This is a genomic window from Micromonospora sp. B006, assembly GCF_003408515.1.
In the GTDB taxonomy this organism is placed as follows: Bacteria; Actinomycetota; Actinomycetes; order Mycobacteriales; family Micromonosporaceae; genus Micromonospora; species Micromonospora echinospora_A.
Genome location: NZ_CP030865.1, coordinates 1,169,099 through 1,193,617 on the forward strand (window position 1 = coordinate 1,169,099; position 24,519 = coordinate 1,193,617).

24 protein-coding genes are annotated in these 24,519 nt (G+C 72.9%); 16 read left to right on the top strand and 8 right to left on the bottom strand.

Translation table 11 applies throughout. From position 1 onward, the window contains the following. The first annotated feature begins 114 nt into the window (after positions 1-114). The 3 genes from MicB006_RS05715 to MicB006_RS05725 all read left to right on the top strand — a co-directional run bounded on the left by MicB006_RS05715 (position 115) and on the right by MicB006_RS05725 (position 2,747). Positions 115-1,350 carry a sensor histidine kinase gene (locus MicB006_RS05715; RefSeq protein WP_116504330.1) on the top strand — a complete coding sequence of 412 codons (1,236 nt, stop codon included), beginning with the start codon at positions 115-117 and terminating at the stop codon, positions 1,348-1,350. Continuing rightward, positions 1,326-2,018 (top strand): response regulator, encoded by a 693-nt coding sequence (locus MicB006_RS05720; protein ID WP_370013466.1) that lies wholly within the window; start codon positions 1,326-1,328, stop codon positions 2,016-2,018. The genes MicB006_RS05715 and MicB006_RS05720 overlap by 25 nt, the downstream gene beginning before the upstream one ends. Before the next feature lie 135 nt (positions 2,019-2,153). Then, positions 2,154-2,747 (top strand): hypothetical protein, encoded by a 594-nt coding sequence (locus MicB006_RS05725; RefSeq protein ID WP_116504334.1) that lies wholly within the window; start codon positions 2,154-2,156, stop codon positions 2,745-2,747. A gap of 275 nt (positions 2,748-3,022) precedes the next feature. On the opposite strand, the gene MicB006_RS05730 is transcribed toward MicB006_RS05725, so the two are convergent. Then, positions 3,023-3,802 (bottom strand): D-Ala-D-Ala carboxypeptidase family metallohydrolase, encoded by a 780-nt coding sequence (locus MicB006_RS05730; protein WP_116504336.1) that lies wholly within the window; start codon positions 3,800-3,802, stop codon positions 3,023-3,025. A 256-nt stretch (positions 3,803-4,058) separates the two neighbouring features. Between MicB006_RS05730 and MicB006_RS05735 the strand changes: the two genes are divergently transcribed. Together MicB006_RS05735 and MicB006_RS05740 are read left to right on the top strand one after the other, a co-directional pair. Further along, positions 4,059-4,700, top strand: coding sequence for a hypothetical protein (locus MicB006_RS05735; RefSeq protein ID WP_116504337.1), 642 nt, complete (start codon positions 4,059-4,061; stop codon positions 4,698-4,700). A gap of 31 nt (positions 4,701-4,731) precedes the next feature. Continuing rightward, positions 4,732-5,196 (top strand): PPOX class F420-dependent oxidoreductase, encoded by a 465-nt coding sequence (locus MicB006_RS05740; protein ID WP_116504339.1) that lies wholly within the window; start codon positions 4,732-4,734, stop codon positions 5,194-5,196. A gap of 31 nt (positions 5,197-5,227) precedes the next feature. On the opposite strand, the gene MicB006_RS05745 is transcribed toward MicB006_RS05740, so the two are convergent. Together MicB006_RS05745 and MicB006_RS05750 are read right to left on the bottom strand one after the other, a co-directional pair. Further along, the gene (locus MicB006_RS05745; protein WP_116504341.1) at positions 5,228-5,869 is read right to left on the bottom strand and encodes an NAD(P)-dependent oxidoreductase; all 642 of its coding nucleotides are present in this window, start codon (positions 5,867-5,869) and stop codon (positions 5,228-5,230) included. A 54-nt stretch (positions 5,870-5,923) separates the two neighbouring features. Beyond that, positions 5,924-7,156, bottom strand: a complete 1,233-nt coding sequence (locus MicB006_RS05750; RefSeq protein WP_116504343.1) for a serine hydrolase — start codon at positions 7,154-7,156, stop codon at positions 5,924-5,926. Between the two features lie 56 nt (positions 7,157-7,212). On the opposite strand from MicB006_RS05750, the gene MicB006_RS05755 reads away from it, so the two are divergent. The 5 genes from MicB006_RS05755 to MicB006_RS05775 all read left to right on the top strand — a co-directional run bounded on the left by MicB006_RS05755 (position 7,213) and on the right by MicB006_RS05775 (position 11,516). Further along, positions 7,213-7,806 (top strand): pentapeptide repeat-containing protein, encoded by a 594-nt coding sequence (locus MicB006_RS05755; protein ID WP_116504345.1) that lies wholly within the window; start codon positions 7,213-7,215, stop codon positions 7,804-7,806. Positions 7,807-7,861: 55 nt separating this feature from the next. After that, on the top strand, positions 7,862-8,314 hold the full coding sequence (locus MicB006_RS05760) for a pyridoxamine 5'-phosphate oxidase family protein (protein WP_116504347.1): 453 nt from the start codon (positions 7,862-7,864) through the stop codon (positions 8,312-8,314). Positions 8,315-8,662: 348 nt separating this feature from the next. Then, positions 8,663-10,090, top strand: coding sequence for a hypothetical protein (locus MicB006_RS05765; protein WP_116504349.1), 1,428 nt, complete (start codon positions 8,663-8,665; stop codon positions 10,088-10,090). Positions 10,091-10,207: 117 nt separating this feature from the next. Then, complete coding sequence (locus MicB006_RS05770) at positions 10,208-11,116, top strand: hypothetical protein (RefSeq protein WP_225980658.1); 909 nt, start codon at positions 10,208-10,210, stop codon at positions 11,114-11,116. A gap of 88 nt (positions 11,117-11,204) precedes the next feature. Continuing rightward, on the top strand, positions 11,205-11,516 hold the full coding sequence (locus MicB006_RS05775; RefSeq protein WP_116504351.1) for a hypothetical protein: 312 nt from the start codon (positions 11,205-11,207) through the stop codon (positions 11,514-11,516). A 22-nt stretch (positions 11,517-11,538) separates the two neighbouring features. Here MicB006_RS05775 and dacB read toward each other — a convergent pair whose 3' ends face one another. After that, positions 11,539-13,122 carry a D-alanyl-D-alanine carboxypeptidase/D-alanyl-D-alanine-endopeptidase gene (gene dacB, locus MicB006_RS05780; protein WP_116504353.1) on the bottom strand — a complete coding sequence of 528 codons (1,584 nt, stop codon included), beginning with the start codon at positions 13,120-13,122 and terminating at the stop codon, positions 11,539-11,541. A 193-nt stretch (positions 13,123-13,315) separates the two neighbouring features. Between dacB and MicB006_RS05785 the strand changes: the two genes are divergently transcribed. Then, positions 13,316-13,597 carry an iron-sulfur cluster biosynthesis family protein gene (locus MicB006_RS05785; protein ID WP_030501863.1) on the top strand — a complete coding sequence of 94 codons (282 nt, stop codon included), beginning with the start codon at positions 13,316-13,318 and terminating at the stop codon, positions 13,595-13,597. 1 nt (position 13,598) lies between these two features. Here MicB006_RS05785 and MicB006_RS05790 read toward each other — a convergent pair whose 3' ends face one another. Continuing rightward, positions 13,599-14,702: a beta family protein gene (locus tag MicB006_RS05790; RefSeq protein ID WP_192900196.1), complete on the bottom strand. Its 1,104-nt coding sequence runs from the start codon at positions 14,700-14,702 to the stop codon at positions 13,599-13,601. A 332-nt stretch (positions 14,703-15,034) separates the two neighbouring features. On the opposite strand from MicB006_RS05790, the gene MicB006_RS05795 reads away from it, so the two are divergent. Next, a complete protein-coding gene (locus MicB006_RS05795) occupies positions 15,035-15,388 on the top strand; it encodes a hypothetical protein (RefSeq protein ID WP_225980659.1) in 354 nt (117 codons plus the stop codon). A 255-nt stretch (positions 15,389-15,643) separates the two neighbouring features. Further along, positions 15,644-16,036: a cupin domain-containing protein gene (locus MicB006_RS05800; protein WP_013284343.1), complete on the top strand. Its 393-nt coding sequence runs from the start codon at positions 15,644-15,646 to the stop codon at positions 16,034-16,036. 46 nt (positions 16,037-16,082) lie between these two features. Here MicB006_RS05800 and MicB006_RS05805 read toward each other — a convergent pair whose 3' ends face one another. Both MicB006_RS05805 and MicB006_RS05810 read right to left on the bottom strand, forming a co-directional pair. Beyond that, positions 16,083-17,264: a threonine synthase gene (locus MicB006_RS05805; protein ID WP_116504357.1), complete on the bottom strand. Its 1,182-nt coding sequence runs from the start codon at positions 17,262-17,264 to the stop codon at positions 16,083-16,085. A gap of 8 nt (positions 17,265-17,272) precedes the next feature. Then, a complete protein-coding gene (locus MicB006_RS05810; RefSeq protein WP_116504358.1) occupies positions 17,273-18,307 on the bottom strand; it encodes a DNA polymerase ligase N-terminal domain-containing protein in 1,035 nt (344 codons plus the stop codon). Positions 18,308-18,385: 78 nt separating this feature from the next. Between MicB006_RS05810 and MicB006_RS05815 the strand changes: the two genes are divergently transcribed. Next, positions 18,386-19,168, top strand: a complete 783-nt coding sequence (locus MicB006_RS05815; RefSeq protein WP_116504359.1) for an aldo/keto reductase — start codon at positions 18,386-18,388, stop codon at positions 19,166-19,168. A gap of 60 nt (positions 19,169-19,228) precedes the next feature. On the opposite strand, the gene MicB006_RS05820 is transcribed toward MicB006_RS05815, so the two are convergent. Then, complete coding sequence (locus tag MicB006_RS05820) at positions 19,229-20,362, bottom strand: cellulose binding domain-containing protein (RefSeq protein WP_116504361.1); 1,134 nt, start codon at positions 20,360-20,362, stop codon at positions 19,229-19,231. 329 nt (positions 20,363-20,691) lie between these two features. On the opposite strand from MicB006_RS05820, the gene MicB006_RS05825 reads away from it, so the two are divergent. Beyond that, positions 20,692-21,798: an FAD-dependent monooxygenase gene (locus MicB006_RS05825; protein WP_116504362.1), complete on the top strand. Its 1,107-nt coding sequence runs from the start codon at positions 20,692-20,694 to the stop codon at positions 21,796-21,798. A 127-nt stretch (positions 21,799-21,925) separates the two neighbouring features. Next, positions 21,926-23,683 carry a cytochrome c oxidase subunit I gene (gene ctaD, locus MicB006_RS05830; protein ID WP_030501855.1) on the top strand — a complete coding sequence of 586 codons (1,758 nt, stop codon included), beginning with the start codon at positions 21,926-21,928 and terminating at the stop codon, positions 23,681-23,683. The last annotated feature ends 836 nt before the right edge of the window (positions 23,684-24,519 follow it).

The following is a 24,519-nucleotide window of genomic DNA, read 5'->3' on the forward strand; positions in this document are numbered from 1 at the left end:
GCCACCCGGTCACGCGCTGCGGCCGGCGGTCGGCGCCGCCGTCGACCTCGGTTTACCGCAGACGTCGACTTTGGTAGCTGGTAGCCGGTCCGGACGGCTTCCTAGCATGGAGCCGTGACCAGCGCCGCCGTACCCGATCATCCCTGGCTCCTGCCGGGCTCCCTGGTGCCCGCCCGAGCCGCCCGGCGGACGCCGCGCGACTGGTTCGTCGACAGCCTGCTGTTCGTGGCCTCACTGCTCTGGGTGCTGATCACCCACGGCGACGTCACCAGCGCCAGCCCGGAGTTCGGGCTCAACGCCGGTCCGGCCTGGCTGGAGGAGGTCGACCTGCTGATCGGCCTGTGGATCAGCGGGGCGCTCTGGCTGCGCCGACGCTGGCCGGTCGGGCTGGCGCTGGCCACCGCGCCGCTCGTGTTCTTCTCGGTCACCTCCGGCGTCGCGTTGCTCGTCATCACGTTCACAGTGCTCGTGCACCGGCCACTGCCGGTGGGCCTGGCCCTGGCGGCCTGGAACGTGCTGAGCCTGCCGGTCTACCTCGCCGTGCGGCCCGACCCGACGATGCCGTTCTGGGGCTCGGTGATCTGGACCGCGTTGTTCATCGGCGCGGTGGTGGCCTGGTCGCTGTTCGTCCGGGCCCGCCGCCAGCTCGTGCTGTCCCTGCGCGACCGCGCCGAGCGGGCCGAGGCCGAGCAGCAGCTCCGGCTCGACCAGGCCCGGCAGCTCGAACGCGGCCGGATCGCCCGCGAGATGCACGACGTGCTCGCCCACCGGATCTCCCTGCTCAGCCTGCACGCGGGCGCGCTGGAGTTCCGGCCGGACGCGCCGCCGGAGGAGGTGGCGCGGGCCGCCGGGGTGAACCGGGCCAGCGCGCACGCCGCGCTCCAGGACCTGCGCGAGGTGATCGGCGTGCTGCGGGCCGAGGTCGGCTCCGAGGCCACGCCGGAACGGCCGCAGCCCACCCTGGCCGACGTGCCCGCCCTCGTGGCCGAGAGCCGCGACGCCGGGGTACGGGTCGGCGTGATCGACGAGGTGGCCGAGGCGGAGGCGGTGCCCGCGGCGATCGGGCGCAGCGCGTACCGGATCGTGCAGGAAGGGCTGACCAACGCCCGCAAGCACGCGCCCGGCGCGGTGGTGACGGTCCGGCTGGCCGGTGGCCCGGGAGACGGGCTGGTGGTGGAGATCAGCAACCCGTGGCCGGTGGGCAGCCCGGCCACCGCGATCCCGGGCACCGGCACCGGCCTGGTCGGGATCGCGGAACGGGTCACGCTCGCCGGGGGCCGCCTGGAGCACGGGCGGGACGCCGACGGCACGTTCCGGCTGACCGCCTGGCTGCCCTGGGTGGCGCGGTGAGCGCCCCGGTGCGGGTGCTGATCGTCGACGACGACCCGCTGGTCCGCGGCGCGCTGTCGATGATCCTCGGCGGCGTGCCCGACCTGGCGGTGGTCGGGGAGGCCACCGACGGCGCCGAGGTGCCCGAGGCCGTCGCCGCGCACGCCCCGGACGTGGTGCTGATGGACATCCGCATGCCCCGGGTCGACGGCCTGGCCGCCACCGAGGCGCTGCGTGCCACCGCCGACCCGCCCGAGGTGCTGGTGCTCACCACCTTCGACGCCGACGAGCAGGTGCTCCGGGCGCTGCGTGCCGGGGCGAGCGGATTCCTGCTCAAGGACACCCCGCCGGCCGAGATCGTGGCGGCGGTACGCCGGGTCGCGGCGGGGGAGGCGACGCTGTCCCCGGCGGTGACCCGCAAGCTCATCGCGCACGTCACCGGCTCCGCGCCGGTGCCCGGACCGGACCCGAAGCGGGAGCGGGCGGTACGGCTGCTCGACGGGCTCTCCGAACGGGAACGGGAGGTCGCGGTGCTGCTCGGCCGGGGCCGGACCAACGCGGAGATCTCCGCCGAGCTGTTCATGAGCGTGGCGACGGTGAAGGCGTACGTGTCGCGGCTGCTGACGAAGCTCGACCTGAACAACCGCGTGCAGGTGGCCCTGCTGGTCCAGGACGCCGGCCTGGTCTGACGCGCGCGTCTCCGGCCGGCCGAACTGCTCGCCGCGTGGCGGGATTGAACTGCTGCCGTCATCCGGCCGTACCAGTGGTCGAGGATGTGGTGCGGCCGTTCTGCCGCACCGCTGCCGAGCTGCGGGAGGCCTGCCGTGCGAGTTGGTGAGCAGTCGACGGATCCCATCGACCAGATCCTGGGCGAGGTGCCGGTACCGGCGCCGTTGACCCCTGAGGACGTCCGCCTCGCGGTCCGGGCGGTGGTGGTGCACGCCGCCGAGGAGTGGCCCGCGGGGCCGAAGTGCCGCAACGACGGTTCGTCGTTCCCCTGCCGGTTGCATCGCTGGGGCCGGCGCGTGCTGGAGACACACGGTCTCAACGACCGCCAGATCGACGCGCTGATCCGGCACGGCAACCCGTTCGTGCACGTGCCCTTCCCGTTCGTGCTGACCGGACCGTCCGGTGCCCGTCCGGCTCCCGGGCAGGTCGCCCGCCCGGCCGGTCAGGTGGCCCGGCCCGGCGTACCCGGTCAGGCCGCGCGGCCCGGCGTGCCGGGTCAGGCCGGCCGTCCTGTGCCCGGACAGCCGGCCCGGGCGGTGCCGGGTCAGGTTGCCCGCCCCGCCGCCGCGGCCCAGGCGGCGCGCGGTCCGGTTCCGCGGGTCGCCGCGCCGCCGGTGCGGCCCGGTCCGCGGCCCGTCGCCGGGCGGTCGGCTCCCGCCGCCCGGCCCCGCTGGCCCCGGGCGAGCTGACTCCCGCCTCAGTCCTCGGGCGAGCCGACGCCCGCCGCCAGTCCTCGGGCGAGCCGGCGCAGAGCCCTCGCCCGACACCGGGCACGTCGACCCCGGGCCCGCCCGGCCCGGGGTGAGCCGACCTCGGGCCACCCCGCCCGAGGTCGGTGGACGCCCGGCACCCGGTTCCGGTCACGCCGACGCCCCGTCGCGGAGTGGCGTCGTGCGTGCCGGAGCATGCCGACGGCGGCCCGGCCGGGGAGCCCCCACCCCCGAGCCGGGCCGCCGTCACCGCATCACTTGACTCCGCAGTCCGGTGCGGACCAGCCCTTCGTGTTCGACGACTTGTCCCGGTTGTTCTCCCGCCGCGAGTCGACGTGCGTGTGGTCGTCGTGGTCCGGGTAGCCGGGGCCGTAGATGCCGCTGAAGCCCCGGCTGCGGGCCGAGCGGGCGATGTCGCAGAGGCTGCGGTGCTTGGCGATCAGGTCTGCCGCGTTGCCGTAGAGGTGCTGGCTGTCCGCGGCGCCGCCGACCTGCCGGTTGCAGGCGATGCTGCGGAACCCGCTGGTCACGTAGAGCGGCTTGTCGCCGAGGCTGCGCCGCAGCGCCTCCAGCTTCCACATGGTGCGCAGCGCGTTCTCCCGGGTGGCCGACGCGGAGAGCGGGCCGCCGGCCCACCCGCCCTTGCCGCAGCCGTTGTCCAGCTCGGCGTAGCTGAAGTGCTTCGGCGTGCAGTCGCTGTCCTTCTGCAGGTCGTAGATCCTGGTGAACGTCTGCGACCCGGCCACGCCGTCGGCGCGCAGTCCGTACGCGGTCTGGAAGCGCTTGACCGCGGCGGCCGTCTCCGGGCCGTACACGCCGTCGACCCGGACGATGCCGCCGTACGCGGCCCAGCCGGCCACCCGGATCTGGAGCTGCCGGACGTCGTCGCCGGAGCTCCCCTGCGACAGTGTCCGGTTCCAGGTGTAGCAGCCGTCGGCATGCGCCGGTGGTGCGGCGACGACCGTCGCCACGGCGGCCCCGGGCAGGGCCAGCGCGAACGCGACCGCCGCCCGCTTCAGGGTGTTGACGCGCACAGAGTCCTCCCGATGTCAGAGCGAACTGGGCTTGGGACGGGCACATCGACCGGTACGTCCCGTCCCTCTCACCGTGACAGGTACGAGGATTCTTCGTGGTGATTAGCCGAAATTGTTCTCACTTCAGATGGTTGCTGGATATTGACTGTGAATAGTGCCCGTTTGCGTATGCGCTGCCGGGTGTCGCCCGTCGGAGGTGAGCGGTAACGTCTGCTCCCGGACCGGGCGGCGACCTCGACGGGCGGGGAGGTGGGCGTTGGCGCGTGGCGGCGTGTTCTGCGTCGAGGGGCAGTGGCACCGCGACCTCAACGAACGCGGGTCCGTCCTGCCCACGCTCGACCTGCTGGAGCGGCTCGGCCGCATCCGCTACATCCACAAGGACGCGGCCACCCGCGACGAACTGTTCTATTTCGTCGACCGCTGGCTGCTCAAGCAGTACGCGGACCACCGGGTGGGCTTCTTCGCCATGCACGGCGAACCGAGCCGGCTCTGCCTCACCGACTGGGACTCGGTCGAGCTGTCGGACGTGGCCGAGCGGATGGCCGGCCGCTGCGAGGGCCGCCGCCTCTACTTCGGCAGTTGCTCGGTGCTGCGCGCGTCCGACGCCACGCTGCGCGAGTTCCTCGACGTCACCGGCGCGGCGCTGATCTGCGGCTTCACCCGCGAGGTGGACTGGGTCGAGTCGGCCGCGTTCGAGACGGTGCTGCTCGACGTGCTCGCCAACGGGCAGCGGCACAACGCCGCCGAGTTGCGGATGCGCTCGGCGCACTGGGCGCCGCTCGCCGCGTACCTCGGTTTCCGGGTGATCTACGCCAACGGCCGTGCCTGGCGGCCCTCGGCCCGCCCGCGCGTGCCGGAGCAGGTCACCGCGCAGCGGGCCGCCGGTCGTCCGCGCTGAGAACGACAGCCATGCCTGGTAGAACCGAGGCATGGCACGCAGCATCGCGAAGAACACCCGGGTCGACCGGGACACCCTGATCGACTTCCTCCGCCCCCGCCACCACGTCGTGCTCATGACCACCCGCTCCGACGGTCGCCCGCAGTCCTCCCCGGTGGCCTGCGGTGTGGACGCCGAGGGCCGCCTGGTGATCTCCACCTATCCCGAGCGCGCAAAGGTCGCCAACATCCGCCGCGACCCGCGCGTCTCCGCGTGCGTGCTCTCCGACGACTGGAACGGCCCGTGGGTGCAGGTCGACGGTGTGGCCGAGGTGCTCGACCTGCCCGAGGCGCTGGAACCGCTGGTCGAGTACTTCCGCAGCATCTCCGGCGAGCACCCGGACTGGGACGAGTACCGGTCGGCCATGGTCGCGCAGGGCAAGTCGCTGATCCGCGTCACCATCGAGTCCTGGGGTCCGATCGCCACCGGCGGCTTCCCGGCCCGGCTGGCCGACTGAATCAGTACGCGACGGATCAGGACGCGCCGGATCAGTACGCGACGGTGAAGCGGGCGTTGCCGAACCGGGGATTCTCGATCTCGTCGACGATCGCCACCGCCAGGTCCTCGTAGGTGAGCACCGACCGGCCCTGCGCGTCGGTCACCGGCTGGTCGGTGCCGGTGCGGTAGTGCCCGGTCCGCTCGCCCGGGTGGAACTCCAGCGGCGGCGGCGAGACGTACGTCCAGGTCACCCCGTCGGCGCTGGAGCGGTAGAACTCCAGTGCGTCGGCCTGACCGTGCGCCGAGTCCCGGTACTCCTCCGGGAAGTCCGGCTCGTCCAGGTACCGGGTGCCCTTCGGGGTCAGCAGCGTCGAGCCGCCGCCGACGTGAATCACCCGAGGCGGGTCCGGCAGCTCACGCAGCGTGTCGACGAGCGTCTGCGCGGCGTCGCGCCACAACTCCCGCTCACCGCCGCCGATGGCCACCACCAGCACGTCCGCGTCCTGCGCCAGTTCGCGTACGCTCCGCGCCGACGTGGCGTCGCCGGTCACCGTGCGTACGCCTGGCGGTAGGTAGCTGACCGCCTCCGGACGCCGCACCGCCGCTGTCACCCGGTGCCCCCGCTCGACCGCCTCGGCGGCGATCCGGGAGCCCGCCGTCCCGCCGGCGCCGAACACGACGATGTCGCTCATGCCTCACAGGCTAGGCAGCCCACCGGTCGGCGGCGGGAGTTCCGCCGAACCGGCTCAGTCGACGAGCGACGAGTAGACGAGCTGGCGCAACTGGCTGCGCAGCGGGTACGTGCTGGACGGCATCAACTGGGTGAACAGCAGCGCGGTGACCTCCTCCACCGGGTCCACCCAGAACGCGGTGCTGGCCAGGCCGCCCCAGTAGAACTCGCCGACGCTGCTGGGCACGCGCGACGGCACCGGGTCGAGCACGACGGCGAAGCCCAGCCCGAAGCCGATCCCGTCGAGGATCGTCTCGGCGAAGCCCTCCGGCGAGAACGAGGCCAGATCCCGGTTGCCGGGCAGGTGGTTGCGGGTCATGAAGCGCACCGTGCGGGGCCCGAGCAGGCGCACCTTGTCCAGTTCGCCGCCGCGCAGCAGGAACTGGGTGAAGCGGTGGTAGTCGGCCGCCGTGGAGACCAGCCCGCCGCCGCCGGAGTGCCACGTCGGCTCCGCCAGCGCGGCCCGGCCCACCCCGTCGGCGCGTACCGCCTGGCCGGTGGCCGGGTGCGGGGCGTAGAGCGCGGCCAGGCGCTTGGCGTCCGCCGCGTCCACCCACCAGCGGGTGTCGGTCATGCCCAGCGGGCCCAGGATCCGCTCGGCGAAGAACGCGTCGAGCGACTGCCCGGAGATCACCTCGACCAGGCGGCCCAGCACGTCGGTGGAGACGCCGTAGTTCCAGCTCGTGCCGGGCTGGAACAGCAGCGGCAACCGGGCCAGCCCGGCCGACGCGGCGGCCAGGTCCGCGCCCGGCGGCACGCCCAGGTCGAAGCCCGCCGCCCGGTACAGGCCGTCGACCACCGAAACCTGGGCGAAGCCGTACGTCAGGCCGGCGGTGTGGGTGAGCAGGTGCCAGATCCGGATCGGCTCGACCGCCGGCACCGTGAACGGCTTGAGCACCGAGCCCCGGTCGTAGACGCGTACGTCGGCGAACTCCGGCAGCCAGCGGCTGACCGGGTCGTTCAGCTCGAACCGGCCCTCCTCCCAGAGCATCATCGCCGCGACCGAGGTGATCGGCTTCGTCATCGAGTAGATGCGCCAGAGCGTGTCCGCCTCGACCGGCGTGCCGGCCTCCCGGTCGCGCAGCCCGTACGTCGAGGAGTGGGCGACCTCGCCCCGGCGGGTGACGACGATCTGCCAGCCGGCGAGCCGGCCGTCGTCGACGTACCGGGCGAAGTGATCGTCGATCCGCGCCAGCCGGGCGGGATCGAAGCCGACACGGCCGGGGTCGGTGCTCACGGTGACACTCACGACCGCGAACCTACCCGCAGGTATCGCGACCGGGAAGTGTCACTAGGGTCGGTGGCATGCCCGAGCCGGTCGAGGACGTCACCTACCGCCAGCAGGACTGGTACGCCGAGGAGCTGGCCGACCGGCACTTCGTGCGGTGCGAGTTCTTCCACGTCGACCTGACCGAGGCGGTCAGCCGGGGCGCGGTCTTCACCGACTGCGTGTTCGGCAACGTCGCCTTCAACGCCTCCCGGCACACCGACTCGGCGTTCACCAGGTGCTCGTTCAGCAAGTGCAACTTCTTCGAGGCCGAGTTCACCGGCTGCAAGCTGGTCGGCAGCACGTTCGACCGCTGCGACCTGCGCCCGCTGCGGGTCGACCGGGGCGACTGGTCGTTCGTCACGCTGGCCGGCGCCGACCTGCGTGGGGCGCGGATCACCGACGTACGGATGCGGGAGGTCGACCTGAGCGGCGCCGACCTGACCGGCGCGACGCTGACCGGCACGGACCTCTCCGGCGCGCAGCTGCACGCCGTCAAGCTGATCCGGGCCGACCTGCGTGGCAGCGACCTGTCCGCGCTCGACCCGACGGCGGTCGAGCGCTCCGGCGCGCGGATCGACCCGGAACAGGCGATGGTGCTGGTCCAGGCGCTCGGTTTCCAGGTGGGCTGAGCCGCCGGGGGAAAGGCGCCGCGGGTTGTCAGGTTTCCGGGACAGACTCGGAGGCATGACATGGTGGTCCGATCTGGTGGCGGCCGAGCCCGACTTCGCGGCGCGGGTACGCGCCCGGTTCGCGGTCCGCAAGCACGGCACGATGGCGACCCTGCGGCGGGACGGCTCGCCGCGGATCAGCGGCACCGAGTTCGACTTCGGCGACGACGGGCAGCTGCGGCTGGGCAGCATGGCCGGCGCGGTCAAGGCGCTCGACCTGCGCCGCGACCCCCGGGTGGCGCTGCACAGCCCCACCGAGGACGCCCCGTCCGACGACCCGTCCACCTGGGACGGGGACGCGAAGATCACCGGCCGGGCGCACGAGGAGCCGCCCGCCGAGGACGGCTCGCACAGCTTCCGGATCGAACTGACCGAAGTGGCGCTCACCCGAGTGGGCGACCCGCCCGACCACCTCCTGATCGAGAGCTGGCACCCGACCCGAGGCCTGCACCGCCGCACCCGCCACTGACCGCCGCCCGCCCGCCCGCCCCGCCCCGCCCCGCACGCCCGCGCCCTCCGCCCGCCGATCCGCGTCGATCATGAAGTTGACGGCATCCGACGCCCGATTTGTCGCCGCCAACCTCATGATCGACGGGGTGGGCGCGGTCCGCGTGTCCGGGTCGCGGGAGATCTTGGTACGGAACGGCCCCTATGGGGGCGCAAAGCTTCCAAGATCTCTTCCGTTGGGGTGCTCGGAGTACGGAGGGCGTGGGAATTGCGGGGGTGGATGCCTTCTCCAAGATCGCGTTCTGTGTCATTCTCCCTACGGCGAGCCACGGGGCCGGGCCGCTCGCCGCCGGTGGCCGAGGGAGGGTCGGTGGCTGAGGACGACATCGCGCGTACCGGGATCCGGGTCGGAGGCTGGCTGCCCACGCCGGACGACGCGGCCGACGCGCCGGAGCGTCCCGTCGGTCCACGCCGCCTACCCGGGGACACCGATCCAGCCACGCCCCGGCCGGTGCCCCCGCCGGGCGGCGACCGCTCACCGTCCGACCAGGATGATCCGGCGCCTCCGGCGGACCTGGATCCGCCCGGTACCGCTGTCTGGCCGCCTCCGCGCACCGCCGGCCCACCCGCTCCCGACCTTCCGGCCGCCGGCCCGTTCCCGGCCGACCCCACCGCACCCGGCCCACCTGCGCCGACTCCGCTCGCCCCGGGCCCGCTGAGTCCGGGCTCGCTTGCTCCGAACCCGCCCGGCGGCCGGGTTCCGCTGGTCGGGCCGGCTCCGATCGGACTGCACCTGTCCGCTCCACCGCCGGTCCGACCGGGCGCCGGGCACGATCCGGCCGAACCGGGTCCGCCGCAAGAGGCCGAGGCGGAAGCGAGACCGGGCCGCCACTCCGCCCGGAAGAGCCTCCCGGCGCGCCTCGGCGTCCTGACCGGCAAGCTTGACGTCCTGGCCGGCAAGTTCGGCGTCCGACTGCGCGCCGTGGCCCGGGCGGCGAAGAACCGGCTGAGCCGGACTCTCGGCCCGGCCCGGCCACCGGCGGATGCCCCGGCCACCCGGGTCGCTGCGGCCCGGGCCCGGCGTCGGCGCCGCCGCGCCGTGCTGGCGGGCATGGCCGTGACCGGGCTGGTGGCGGCGCTGACGTACGCGGTCCGGTCACCCGCGCCGCCCCCGTTGACCCGGGAGACCGCGCCCGTGGCGGCGCCGAGCGATCAGGCGCCGGTCGCGCCGGTTCCCGGCGACCCGGTGTCGCCCGGCGAGCCGCTGCTCGACCTGAAGCTGGAGCCGCTGCCCGAGTCGCTGTCGCTCACCGTGCTCGGCAAGCGGGACTGGCGGCACTGGGGTGGCACCGGGGCGGACAGTGTCCAGCGCAAGCTGCGCGGCACCGGCGAGATCCAGGACCCGGGCGGCGAGCGGTTGGAGCACAACGCCGGGGTGACGGATCTTCGGTGGGTGGACGGCGTGCCGACGGCCCGGGAGGAGGGCACCCGGGCGGGTGTCTTCCAGCGGGGCGCCGGCAAGAGCTTCACGCTCGCCGTGACCGGGAGCGGGGATCTGCGTACCGTCCGGCTGTTCGTCGGCACGTTCTCGGCCGGTGCGCGGCTCGACGTGTCGCTCTCCGGCGGCGGCGATCCGGCCGTCCAGGAGGTCGCCCTCGCCGCCGGGGACCGCTTCTACCAGTACGTCATCCGCTTCCGGGCGCCCCGGGAGGAGCGGTTGCTGATCACCTGGCGCGCCCTGACGGTGACCGGCGGGCACAACGACGGGGTGGCGTTGCAGGCGATCACGGTAAGCTGAGCCGCCCGGCTCCCGGCGTTTGATAACGAACTGGAAACGCCCGTCGGCTGACATATGGCGCAAAGAGCCGCCCGGTGACACCGTGAAGCCCGTCGCGCTCCGGTCTTTCCCGGCGTCGTGACCGGAGCGGAGGGTGTGGTGGGGCAGGAGGACCGTTCGCGTGCCGGCCACGGCTCGCACCGCCACGGCCTTCCGCGTACCCGGTCCGCGCTGCGGCGGTTGCGCCGCCGACGACGGCTGATGCTGGAAGGGCTCGCCGCGTTGCTCTGCCTCGCGGCGCTGGCGTTCTACATCGGAGTCGAGCGGCACGACGCGCCACGCGAGGAGCACGCCCGGCTGCCGGCTGCCCCGCCCGGCCGGGTCGGGCTGCCGAACGAAGCCGACGACACAGTGGTCAATCCGGGGTTGCGGCCCCGGCAGCGGCCGCCGTCGCCGAGCCCGACACCGTCCACACCCCCACCCAGTCCCACACCGCCCACGGTGCCGTCGACGGTCGCGGTCAGCCGCGCCGAGGTGCCCGCCACCGTCGACCTCACCGCCGTGGGCGCCACCGACTGGGTCCACTGGGGGCTCACCGGCGCCGACCGGACGGTCCGCAAGCGGGGCGGCTCCGGCGAGATCCGCGACGAGGGCGGCCGGGGGCGGCGGCAGGGCTTCAGCAACAACCCCGAGGCGTACGCCTGGCGCGACGGAAACCCGGTCTCGTCGGCGAGCGGCACCATGTCCGGCGTCTACACCTGTCACCGGGGCAGCGGGTTCAACCTGGCGGTGGCCGCCGACGGGCAGCAGCGCACGGTGCGTCTGTACGCCGGGCTCTGGATGGCCCGTGGCCGCCTCGACGTGCGGGTCTCCAGCGGCGGCCCGACCACCACGCTGCGGATGGAGGATCCGCACACCGCGCTCACCACCGAGTTCACGATCAAGTTCCGCGGGCCGCGCGGCGCGAAGCTGCTGATGAACTGGACGGTGGAGGAGTCCCTCGGGGACTGCGGCAACGTCAGCCTGCAGGCGGTCGCGCTGCGTTGAGCGGGGACAGTTTGTCCGTCGCGTGACCGGCCGGGCGTCGTAGGTTTCCGTTGTTCCCGTCCGACCATCCTCTGTGGAGGCACGACCGATGACCGGCCCTGCTCCCGTCGCCCCCGCCTGCCCGCGCGCCGACGGTGACGTCCTGCGCGAGATCCCGATGCCGCCGTACGTGACGGTCGAGGACGTCCAGTTCGCGGTGCGGGCGGTGGTGGTGCACGCGCCGCGGGCCTGGTCGGGCGGGACCATCTGCCGCAACGACGCCAGCCCGCACCCGTGCCGGCTGCACCGCTGGGGCCGCCGCGTGCTCACCCTGCGCGGGCTCCCGCCGGCCGAGATCGACGCGCTCGTCGAGCGGGGTGACCCCGCCGCCTGCCCGCAGCCGTACCGCCCCGGCGCCTAGCACCGGGGCGGTACGGCCCCGGTCAGCAGAGCGCCGGCTTGACCCAGGAGCACTCCCGTCCCTCCGGTACGCGCGGCGACTCCGGCGCGGCCGGCACGGTCCGCCGGGCGGCGGCCGTCTCGCTCTCGGTGTGCCCGGCCAGGGCGATCGCGATCTGGTCCTCCAGGCCCTTCACGGACGAGGTCAGGTAGTTGTTCAGCACGATCGAGAACGCCAGCAGCCGGCCGTCGGCGTTCGTGACGTAACCGGAGAGCGCTGACGCGCCGGTCAGGCTGCCGGTCTTGGCGTGCACGTTGTTCGCGGCGGCGGTCCCGCTCATCCGGCTGCGCAGCGTCCCGCCGACGAGCCGGTTCGCGTTGCCGGCCACCGGCAGCGCGGCGTACCAGGTGGCGAACCAGGGTTCGGCGCGGACCTCCGAGAGCAGCGTGACGAACTGGGTGGGTGGGACGAGGTTGCGCCGGGACAGTCCGGAGCCGTCGCGCTGGCGCAGCGTGCCGGTGTCCACCCCGGCGTCGCCCACGTACCCGCTGATCGCGGAGAGCCCGGCGGCCCAGGTGCCGGAGCCGGAGAGCACCCGGCCCAGCTCCTTGGTGAGCACCTCGGCGTGGCCGTTGTTGGAGAGCTTGAGGAACGGCACCATGAGGTCGGCCAGCGGCATCGAGTCGTGCCGGGCCAGCGGCTTCGCGGTGTCCGGGGTGGCGGTGCCGAGCACGGTCCGCCCGAGCACCCGTACGCCGTGGCGGCGCAGCGCGGACCGGAACACGTCGGCCGCGTACCCGGTCGGCTCCCAGACCGTCACCCAGTCGCGCTCGGTGGCCGCGCCGAGTGCGATCTGGCCGGTCATCACCACGGTGTTGCCGCCGTGCTCGCGCTCGAACGAGATGGTGGTCTCGCCGTCGGCGACGGTCTCGGCCCGGTTCTCGATGCGCAGCCAGCCGTTGTCCGGCGTCATGGTGATCTTCGGCCGGGCACCCGCCCGTGTTCCCGGCGCGGCGTTGACGATCACCGTGCCGGCGTCGTAGTCGGTGTCCGGCGCCACGGTGAGCGCGGACACCTGCGCGGCGTAGTAGTAGGGCTCGTCGTCCCAGGTCCAGTCCGGGCCGAGCCGGTCGCTGTCGTACCGGGTGTCGTCGGCGACCAGGTTGCCCGCGACGACCCGTACGCCGGCCGCGGCGACCTGCGCGGCGAGCCGGTCGTAGTCGGCGGCGAGGATGGTGGGGTCGCCTCCGCCGCGCAGGTAGAGGTCACCGGAGAGCATGCCGGCGCGGCGCGTCCCGTCGGCGCTCACGTCGGTGATGAAGCGGTGGCCCGGCCCGAGGAGTTCCATCGCCGCCGCCGAGGTGAGCAGCTTGGTGTTCGAGGCCGGGATGAGCCGTCGCGTCCCGTTGCGGTCGTACAGCGTGCGGCCGGTCGTGGTGTCGACGACGACCACGCCCGCCTGCGCCCCGTCGAGCCGGCTGTCGGCGAGGATCGCGTCGATGGTGGCGTGCAACCGGGTCTGCGCCGGGGTGGGCGCTTCGGCCGTGGCGGTGGTGGCGCCGGCGGTGGCCGCGGTGGCGACCAGCACCAGCACCGCGAGCGCCCGGGGAAATAGGCGACGATGCATGCGCCGATGCTGCCATGGAGATTTCCTGCGGGAAAGACTCCGGTGTGAAAGGTTATCGCCAGGAGACGTGGCGGCGCTGTGCGCCGTCCCTGCCCCCAGCCTAGGGATTCGCCGGGCCGAGGGAGGGAAAAGACCTGTACGTGGGCCTTGTCGCCCACGCGAATCCCGACATCCAGCCATGAGGAGTTCAGCGATGCTGACCATGACCGACAACGCCGTCCTGGTGATCCGTGACCTCGCCGCCCAGCAGGACGTCGCCGACGCGGGCGGGCTGCGCATCGCCGCCGACACCGAGGCTGGTTCGCTCTCCATCGAACTGGTGCCGGAGCCGGTGCGGGGCGACCAGGTGGTGGACACCGAGGGGGCGCGCATCTTCCTCGACTCCGACGCCGCCGAACTGCTGAACGACACCTCGGTGGACGCGGTCGTCGACGACGAGGGCGTGGTGCAGTTCGGGTTCACCGAGAAGGAGTGAGTCAGCCGGCGTGGCGGGACTCCCCGCCACGCGGCGAGCGGCCGGTGCGTCCCCGTTCCGGGGCGTCCGGCTCGGCCCACCACGCCCGGCCGCGCTGGTCCCGTTCGGCTCGGACCAGTGCGGCCAGCACCTGCGCCAGGTGGTGGGAGGTGCTCCACGCGATCCAGTTGGCCGGCGAACCCGCGCCCGCGCCGCGCCGGGCCCGCCGGACGATCTCGTGGTCGCCCCAGGAGAAGCTGGCTCCGGCGGCCGGCCAGTGGGGAGCGGCAGTCACGGTGCGGCAGAGGTCGGCGAAGCGCTCGTCGCCCCGCCCGCCGCGCCGCGACCAGCGGTAGACCCACCACGCGTCGTCGGTGGCCCAGCGCAGCGTGGGCACCCGGTCGCCCGGTTCGTCCGCGCCGCGTACCGCGCAGCTCACGCCGTAGTCGCCGTACCCGAGGTCCAGGTCGGCCAGGCGCTGCCAGAGCGACCAGTCGTAACGGTCCAGCCGGACCGGCTCGTCCACCGGGAGCCGGGACAGGGCCGGCGGCATCCCGCCGGCCGCCACCGTCACCGAACGCCAGGCGTGCCGCCGGGCCCATTCCGCCGCGCGCCGCACCCGTGGCTCGGCCAGCCGGACGTCGGCGGTGCAGCACACGTCCCCCGCGTCGAGCAGCAGGTCGCACTGCTCCGGTACCAGGCCGGTCAGCCGCCACACCCGCTCCGCCGCCGCCGTCGCGGCGTCCGGCCCGCTGCGGTCCGGCCCGGTGCGCAACCGGACGACGGCGTGGCGCGTCCAGGCCCGCGCCGCAGCGCCGTGCGCGGCCAGCCGCCGGTCGCTGTCCGCGAGACCGATGACCGGCACCAGCGGTACGCCCCAGCGGGCCGGATCGTGTTCCGGGGCGTCCGGAAGCGCCGACACGTCGACGGCGGGCAGCAGCTCGCCGGGCAGCCGCGCGAGCGAGTCCACCATGGACGGCGCGTCCGCCGGAACGTCGAGAACCGGTGCGAGCAGCGCGGCGGAGGATCCGTCGAGATGGGACAACGCCTCCAGCTCACCACGCCGCGCGGCCAGCACCGGGCGGTAGACCGGGTCCGCCGGTCGGCCTCGGAGCGACTGCACCATACTTAAATGTAGCCAGCCGATTGCTCTGCGTCACCACTTCTGCCCGGTGCCAGATCCGGCCGCCGATGTCACTGCGGCCTGCGAGGCGGGGTCGCGGATCGCCGGTGCGGCAGACGTTTCCGCAGCTCAGAGCCGTCCACTGTCCTTGATCGGACAGTTCTGCGGCTGGTTGCCGAGCGGTGCGCCGACATAGCGTCGGAATCACCGAGGGGGACCGCCGACGATCGCCCGGACGCGCACGAACGCCTCCTGCCGGCGTACCGGCGGGAGAGAGGATCAGCATGCCCAGCCGCAGAGGTAGGAGGGAAACCATCGGCCAACCGATCCCGAGCATGAGGGAGGCCGCGCGCGCCGACACCGAGATCAACTCGTGTGCGGCCCTGGGGCTGCCGGCCACCGCCCGCGTGCTGTTCGCGGTGGTCGACGCCAACGGCACGCTGGTACGCGGGCTCGGCGCCACCTCGGCCACCCGGCTCGCCGCCGGGATGTATCAGGTCGCGTTCGACCAGGACGTCGCCGCGGCGGCGTACGTCGGAACCGTCGGTCCCGCGAAGCCCGGCGGGCTCGCACCGCAGGGCGTCATCACCGTCGCGCCCCGGTCCGGCATCGCCAACGCCGTCTTCGTGGAGACGCACGGCACGAGCGGCCACGCGGACCGCCCCTTTCACCTGGCCGTGCTCGCCTGACCGGAACGGGCGCGCAGACGAGCGCACGGCGCCGCACGACCTCCGGTCGTAACGTCGCCGCGCTCCGGCCGTCTCCCACCGCCGCAGCCGTACAGGCGGTACGCCAGCGGGGACTTGGCTCGACCGGCCCGTACCGCACCGGTCTTGTCGGCAGCACATGCCCCTTCCGACGGGATCCAAACCCGGCCGGCGTGGGGAATTCCACCATCTGCGACTCCCGGCGTGGCGGGCGTGCGTACGGGGTATGAGCGGGCCATGGAGCATTTCACGATCGCGACAGTCGCCGAGAAGAGTCCCGACTTCCGCCGCGTGCTCTGGACCGGGGAGCACACCCAGCTGGTCATCATGACCATTCCGCCGGGCGGCGAGATCGGCGAGGAGGTCCACGAGGGCATCGACCAGATCCTCACGTTCGTCAGCGGCACCGGCGAGGCCCGGGTGGCCGGGGAGAAGAAGGAGGTCGTCTCCGGCGACCTCGTGGTCGTCCCGGCCGGCACGAAGCACAACTTCGTCAACACCGGGCCGAACCCGCTGGTGCTCTACACCGTCTACGGCCCGCCGGAGCACGCCGACGGCGCGGTGCACAAGACGAAGGAGGAGGCGGACGCCGCCGAGGAGGCCGGCGAGGACGAGCCGCCGACGTCCTGACGCCCGGCGCACGTGTTAAGCGGGGGCCCCTGCTCTACCGGAGACGTTAAGAAGGGGCCCCTCCTTGCACCAGGCCGGGGTACTTCAACCCGGCGCCGGTGTTCAGCACCACGACGCGCTCGCCGGGGCGGATCCAGCCACCGGCCCGCAGGTGCCGGGCGGCGGTCAGGCAGGCCGCGCCCTCCGGGCAGAGCAGCAGCCCTTCCCGGGCGGCGAAGTCGCGCAGGTCGGTGAGGATCTCCGCGTCGTCCACAGCGATCGCGGTGCCGGCGCTCTCGCGCAGCGCGGACAGGATCAGCTCGTCGCCGAGCGGGGCGGGCACGGTGATGCCGAACGCGACGGTGCGCGCGTCCGTCCACGGGGTGACCCGGTCCTCGCCGGCCGCGAACGCCCGGACGATCGGCGCGCATCCGGTGGACTGCACCGCTACCAGCCGGGGCAGCCGGTCCTCCACCCAGCCCAGTTCGCGCAGCTCGTGCAGCGCCTTGTGGATGCCGATCAGCCCGACGCCCCCGCCGGTCGGGTAGACGATCACGTCGGGGACCTGCCACCCGAGCTGCTCGACGATCTCGTACCCCATGGTCTTCTTGCCCTCCAGGCGGTACGGCTCGCGCAGCGTGCCCGCGTCGAAGATCTGCCCGTCCGACCCGGCGATCAGCTCGGCGATGTCCCGGCCGGCGTCGTTGATCAGGCCGTCGATCAGCCGCAGGTCGGCGCCGGCGGCGAGGCACTCCTCCCGGCAGATGGTCGGCGCGGCCAGCGGCATGGCGATCGTCGCGCCCATCCCGGCCCGCGCCGCGTACGTCGCCCAGGCCGCCCCGGCGTTGCCGTTCGTGGGCATGGCGATCCGCTCCACGCCCAGCTCCCGGGCCCGGCTCACGCCCACCGACGCGCCGCGTGCCTTGAACGACCCGGTCGGGGTCAGCCCCTCGTCCTTGACGATCAGATCCGCGATGCCGATCTCGTGGCCGTACGCGGGCGCGCGCCACATCGGCGTCCAGCCCTCGCCGAGCGTGGTGACGCACCGGGGATCGGCCACCGGCAGCAGCTCCCGGTAGCGCCACAGGTCGGCCGGGCGCAGCCCGAACTGCTCCGGGGCGACGGTGGCGGCCACCGCGGCGAGGTCGTAGCGGGCCAGCAGCGGCGAGCCGCAGCCGCACAGGTTCTGCAACACGTCCGCCTGATGTTCGCGGCCGCAGCGCGGGCACTCCAGGTGCGTCAGGTGCACGGTGGTCCTCAGCTCGCGTCGATGCTCAGCCAGTGCCGGCTGCGCCGGCCCGGCTCGTACGGGGAGTCGAGGCGCTTGGCCACCACTCCCGGGAGCCCCTGCTCACGGGCGGCCCGCAGGGCGTCCGCACCGACTCCCGGGAACCACGGCGGAGTCTGCCAGTGCGGACCGGCGAGCGCCAGACCGTCGAGCAGGTCACGGCGTTGCGCGTACGGCACGTCGAGGCTCGGCACGCCCTCCAGCCAGAGCAGGTCGACGGCGAGGAACTGCCCGTCGCGCCGGGTCGGCGGCCGGACCCGCCCGGCCGGGTCGATCCGGACCAGCACGCCGTCGAGCACCGCCTCGGCCGGGGCCAGCGCCTCGGCCATCGCCCGCAGCCAGGGGTACGACCCGGTGACCTCGGCGTCGTCGCCGTCGAGCAGCCGCAGCCGGCCGCCGGAGACGTACGCCATCGCGCGCACACCCGCCCAGCGCAGCTCGTACCCCCAGGCGGCGGCGTCGCGCGGCAGCCGCCCACCCTCGGCGGGCCGCATCGGGCGGACCAGCTCGGGCATCGGCGTCCAGCCCTCCGGCGCCGGGTCGGTGCGCCTGATCATCCAGTCCCGGCCCCGCCCGCCGGTGGCGAACAGCACGTACCGCCCCTTCGTGCGCTCGCCGTCGAGCACCACGATCACCTCGTCGTCGCGCCACTTCTCGGCCCGGTAGGTGCCGGTGTCGTGCACTGTCATCCGCCCGCCGCCGTACTCCCCGGCGGGGATCTCCCCGTGGAACGTCAGATACTCCATCGGGTGGTCCTCGGTGTGCACCGCGAGGTGGTTGCGGCCCGGGTCGCGGGGCAGGCCGCGCGGCACCGCCCAGGAGGCGAGCACGCCGTCGTGCTCCAGCCGCAGGTCCCAGTGCAGGCTCCGGGCGTGGTGCTGCTGGATGACGAAACGGGGCGCGCGCCGCGCGGACCGCTTCCGGCCGGACGCCCGCTCGGGCACCGGTTCCGGGGTACGCGCGGCGTCCCGTTTCCGCCGGTACTCGTCCAGCCGGTCCGCCATCCCCGCATCCTCCCCCAGACGTGCCGTGCGCGCCGGGATGCCGGTGTGTGTGCGACGAACCGGGGTAGAACGGGGGACATGGAAAGCGACCAGCCCACCCTTCCGCTCACCGGCGACGTCCGGATCCCGCTGCTCGGCTTCGGCACGTGGCAGGCCACCGGCGAGGCCGGCTACGAGGCCGTGCTCAACGCGCTGGACGCCGGTTACCGGCACCTGGACACCGCGACGATGTACGGCAACGAGAAGGAGGTGGGCCGGGCGGTCAAGGAGAGCGGGCTGCGCCGGGAGGACGTCTTCATCACCACCAAGCTCCCGCCGGACCGGGTGGGCCGGGAGCGGGAGACCATCGAGGCGAGCCTGGCCGCGCTGGACACCGACTACGTCGACCTGTGGCTGGTGCACTGGCCGCCGTCCGCACCCGGCGACAGCATCCCGGTGTGGCGGGAGATGCTCGCGGCGCGGGACCAGGACCTGGCTCGCGCCGTCGGGGTGAGCAACTACTCGGTCGGGCAGCTCGACGAGCTGATCCAGGCCACCGAGGAGACGCCGGCGGTCAACCAGATCCGGTGGAGTCCGTCGCTGTACGACAGGCACACCTACGCCGCCCACCGCGACCGCGGGGTGGCGCTGGAGGGGTACAGCCCGTTCAAGACCAGCGACCTGTCCGACCCGGTGCTGGTCCGCATCGCCCAGGCGCACGACGTGTCGCCGGCCCAGGTGGTGCTGCGCTGGCACATCGACCACGAGATCGTGGTCATCCCGAAGTCGGTCACGCCGGAGCGCATCCGGGCCAACTTCGACGTGTTCGGGTTCTCGCTGACGGCCGAGGAGATGCGCGACATCGACGCGCTCGCCGGCTGACGCTTCGTACCGGGAAAGGGGCGCGGTCCGTGCGGACCGCGCCCCTTCGTCACGCGCCGGTCAGCCGCGGGCGCAGGTGGAGCCGTTGAGCGTGAAGCTGCTCGGCGCCGAGTAGCTGCCGTTGAGCGTCGCCTGGTAGCCGAAGGTGGCCGACGCGCCGGGCGACAGGGTGCCGTTGTAGTCGGCGTTGCGTGCGGTCACCGCCGAGCCGCTCTGGCTGACAGTGGCGTTCCACGCGTTGGTGACGGTCTGCCCGGAGGGCAGGTTGTAGTTGAGCGTCCAGCCGTTGATCGTGCCGGAGCCGGTGTTCTTGACCGTCACCTCGGCGGTGAAGCCGTTGTTCCAGACGTTCGCCGCCCGGTAGGTGACGGTGCACGACGCGTTGCCCGACGGCGGCGGCGTGGTCGGCGCCGACGTGGTCGGCGGCGGGTTGGAGCCGGTGTTGACGTTCTGCGAGAACGAGTTGACCGCCAGCCCGACACCGCCCTGCCACGGCTCGAAGCCGGCCTGGATGCTGGTCAGGTACCAGTCGTTGGTGATCGCGCCCCGGTTGCGGGTGTCGTTGATGAACGCCAGCGCGTCGAAGCTGAAGCTGGGGATGGCCGACGGCGACAGGTACGAGATGACGTTGTTCGAGCCGTTGCTGCCGCGCCAGACCTCCCAGGTCCGGCCCGCGATGTTGGCGGTGCCGACCGGAGAGCCGATGGGCTGGATCGAGCCCTGCCGGTTGAGCCAAATCATGATCTCCATCTGGTTCACCCCGTCCCGCTTGGGCGACGGGTCGAGCCAGATGTCGTACGACGCGTTGAAGATCGCGCCGCTGACGTAGTTGTAGCTGATGCTGGACGGGGCGCTGCTGATGTTCTTCACCTGCACCGGCAGGTTCGTGCCGGGCGAGCAGTTGGTGTAGTGGCAGCCCACGAAGATCGACGGGTAGGCGACCGGCGCCCCGTTGGTCGGCGCGGAGCCGTCCGCCCGGGTGATCGAGAAACCGGTCGAGGTGACGTTGATGCACTGCTGGGCGCTGGTGCCCCAGCGGTTGTTCTGCACCACGTACTTGCCGCCGATGGTGGTAGAGCCGTACTGCTCGCAGATCTGCGTGTCGGCGGAGGCGGTGCCGCCGAGCGCTACGGCGACGATCGTGCCGGCGGCCAGCAGGCCGGCCGCGGCGAGGGCCCTGAGTGGACGCTTCATGATGCTCCTTGACTCGGCGCGGGGACGGCGCCGGTTCGGTCGGTGATGCGGACGGGAGCGCTCCCACGGTGCAGGGAATACATTTACATGTCTCGAATCATTGCGCAAATGCGCCGAGCTCGTTAACGCTCCGCGTCCGGCCGGTGGCGCGACCGGCGGCGGCCGCCGCACCCTTCCCCCAGATGGAGGCGGGATTCCTGCCGGTGGGACGGGGTGCGCCGCCGACCGGCGGCCCGCGCCAGGGCGAGCGGGCACTTCCGCCGCCTGGTTGCGGCGAGTAATGTCTTGCCTCCAACGCGTGCCGTTCCCCTCCGGAGGCGTAACCCACCATGGGTGGTTCACCCCTGCGCGTCCTCGTCGTCGGCGCGGGCATCGCCGGCCTCGCCGTGGCCCGGGCGCTTCGCCTGGCGGGGTTCCGGCCCGACGTCACCGAACGGCTGCCACCCACGGAGTCGACCGACACCGGCCTCTACCTACCGGGCAACGCGGCCCGGGCGATGCGCCGGCTCGACCTCGACGGCCCGCTGCGCCCGCTCGGCCAGGTGATCCGCCGGCAGCGCTTCCTCGACGCCGCCGGGGCGCCGCTGTGCGAGGTCGACCTCGACGCGCTCTGGGCCGGAGTGGGGGAGTGCCGGGCGCTGCCCCGGGCCGAGCTGCACCGGGTCCTGCTCACCGGTGCCGGCGGCGCGGTCCGGCACGGCGCCGAGGTCAGCACCGGCGACCCGCTGCCCGGCGGCGTGGCGGTCGGTTTCACCGACGGCACCAGCGCGGAGTACGACCTGGTCGTCGGCGCGGACGGGCCACGCTCGGCGGTACGCACGCTCGCCGCGCTCGGCGGCCCGCCCCGCCCCGCCGGACACGTCGTCTACCGGGCCCTGGTGCGCGGCGGCCCGCGGATCGTCGACTGGACCGCCCTGCTCGGCCAGCGGGCCGGGTTCCTGGTGGTGCCGCTCGGCGCCGGACGGCTCTACTGCTACGCCGACGAGGCCGGCACCGACCTGCCCGCCGACCCGCTCGCCCGGCTGCGGGAGCTGTTCGGCTCCTACGGCGGCCCGGTGCCGGAGGTGCTGGACGCGCTGGAGACTGTCTGCGTCGAGCGCACCGAGGAGGTCGAGCTGGGGCGGTGGTTCCACGGCCGGGTGCTGCTCGTCGGTGACGCCGCTCACGCCACCGCGCCGACGCTCTCCCAGGGCGCCGCGATGGCGCTGGAGGACGCCGTCGTGCTCGCCGAGTCGCTGCGCGCCGCCGGCAGCGTCGACGCCGCGCTGCTGGCGTACGAGAGTCGCCGCCGTCCGCGTACCCGCTGGGTGCGGGACCGGACCCGGGACCGCAACCGCACCCGCGACGTGCCGCCGGCGCTGCGCGACCCGTTGCTGCGCGGGCGCGGCGGACGGATCTTCCGGGAGCACTACCGGCTCCTGACCGGCCCGCTCTGACGGGTGGGAGATCGTAGCCGCCCACCCCACGCGGCGGGGCCACCTACCGGGGACTATCCTCCTTGCGGATGACGGCTGCGCCGATGACCAGCGCGCCGAGCGGGACAACCAGAACCGGAGGCCACTCGTGACCACCGTCGCACCCAAGCCGGTCGTGACCCGGCCCTGGCCGGTCCGGGAGCCGGTCAAGGGGTCGGCCCTCGCGCGGCTGTTGCGCACCACGGACGCGAAGCAGATCGGGATCATGTACATGGTCACCGCGTTCGTGTTCTTCATGATCGGTGGCTTGATGGCCCTGATCATGCGCGCCGAACTGGCGCGGCCGGGCCTGCAGTTCCTGTCGCCCGAGCAGTACAACCAGCTCTTCACGATGCACGGCACGATCATGCTGCTGTTCTTCGCGACGCCGATCGTGTTCGCCTTCGCGAACTACGTGGTGCCGCTGCAGATCGGCGCGCCGGACGTGTCGTTCCCCCGGCTGAACGCCTTCGCGTACTGGCTGTACCTGTTCGGCGGCACGCTCGCCACCGCGGGCTTCATCGCCCCGGGCGGCGCGGCCGACTTCGGCTGGACCGCGTACACGCCGCTGAGCACCGCCGACCACGCCCCGGGCGTCGGCGCCAACATGTGGGTGGTCGGCCTGGCCATCTCCGGTCTGGGCACCATCCTCGGCGCGGTCAACCTGATCACCACGATCCTGACCCTGCGCGCGCCCGGCATGACCATGTTCCGGATGCCGATCTTCACCTGGAACATGCTGGTCACCAGCCTGCTGGCGATCCTGGTCTTCCCGCTGCTGGCCGCCGCGCTGTTCGCGCTCGCCGCGGACCGCCTGATGGGCGCCCACGTGTACGACCCGGCGACCGGCGGGCCGATGCTGTGGCAGCACCTGTTCTGGTTCTTCGGTCACCCCGAGGTGTACATCATCGCGCTGCCGTTCTTCGGCATCATCAGCGAGATCATCCCGGTGTTCTCCCGGAAGCCGATCTTCGGCTACAAGGGCCTCGTGGCCGCCACCATCGCCATCGCCGCCCTGTCGATGAGCGTCTGGGCGCACCACATGTTCGCCACCGGCCAGGTGCTGCTGCCGTTCTTCAGCTTCCTGAGCTACCTGATCGCCGTGCCCACCGGTATGAAGTTCTTCAACTGGATCGGCACCATGTGGCGGGGCCAGATCACCTTCGAGACGCCGATGCTCTTCTCGATCGGCTTCCTGGTGACCTTCCTCTTCGGTGGTCTCACCGGTGTGCTGCTGGCCAGCCCGCCGCTCGACTTCCACCTGCACGACTCGTACTTCGTGGTGGCGCACTTCCACTACGTGCTCTTCGGCACCATCGTGTTCGCCGTCTTCGCCGGCATCTACTTCTGGTTCCCGAAGATGTTCGGCCGGATGCTCGACGAGCGCCTGGGCAAGATCCACTTCTGGCTCACCATGATCGGCTTCCACACCACGTTCCTGGTGCAGCACTGGCTGGGTAACGAGGGCATGCCGCGCCGGTACGCCGACTACCAGGCCATCGACGGCTTCACCACGCTGAACACGATCTCCACGATCGGCGCGTTCATCACCGGTATCTCGACGCTGCCGTTCATCTGGAACTGCTGGAAGTCGTACAAGACCGGCCCGGTGGTCGAGGTCGACGACCCGTGGGGTCACGGCAACTCGCTCGAGTGGGCCACCAGCTCGCCGCCGCCGCTGCGCAACTTCGACCGCATGCCGCGCATCCGCTCCGAGCGGCCGGCCTTCGACGCGAAGTTCCCCGAACTGGCTGCCGGGCAGAGCCTGGCCGGCCCGCCCGAGGGTGGCGCCAAGCCGCTGACCAGCGAGGTCAACGGTGGCGCCAGCTACCAGGAGGACACCGCAGGCAACCTCGACCAGCGCTGAGCACCGCGCCGCCACGTCGAACCGGGCGCCGCACTCCCTGACCGGGGGGTGCGGCGCCCGCCCTTTTCCCCGGCCGCCTGTTCCCGCCCGCCTGTTCCCGCCCGCCTGTCCCCGTTGATCATGAAGTTGGCTGTGCTCCGTGCCCGATTTGTCGCCGCCAACCTCATGATCGCCGGGGTTGAGGGCGGGACGCGGCACCAGTACGGGGAAGTGGTGGTGTCCGGGGTCCTTGGACCCAGCCGTTTCCCCGTACTGGCTTCGCCTGGCATCGAGTTCGCCGGTGATCAAGGAGTTTGTGTCGTCTCGTTGCGCCTCCGGCGACGCCAACTCCTTGGTCAACTCTTGGACAGGTGGGTTCCGGCCATGGGCCGCCTCGCGGCGCCGGTACGGGGGAGTTGTGGTGTCCGGGGTGCGTGGACCTAGCCACTTCCCCGTACTGGCCTCGCCCTGCCTCGGGTGCGCCGGTGATCAAGGGGTTTGTGTCCGCTTGCTCGGCCTGAAGGGCCGCCAACTCCTTGGTCAACTTCTAAAGTGGTGGGGTTTCGGCCAGGGGGTGTCACGCGGGTGCCAGTTCGAGGGAGTGGTGGTGTCCGGGGTGCGTGGACCTAGCCACTTCCCCGTACTGGCTTCGCCCTGCCTTGGGTGCGCCGGTGATCAAGGAGTTTGTGTTGTCTTGCCCGGCCTGAGGGGACGCCAACTCCTTGGTCAACTTCTGGGAGGGGAGTGGGGGTTTCGGCCAGGGGGCATCACGCGCGGGTGCCAGTTCGGGGGAGTGGTGGTGTCCGGGGTGCGTGGACCCAGCCACTTCCCCGAGCTGGCTCGCCTTGCCTCGGGGA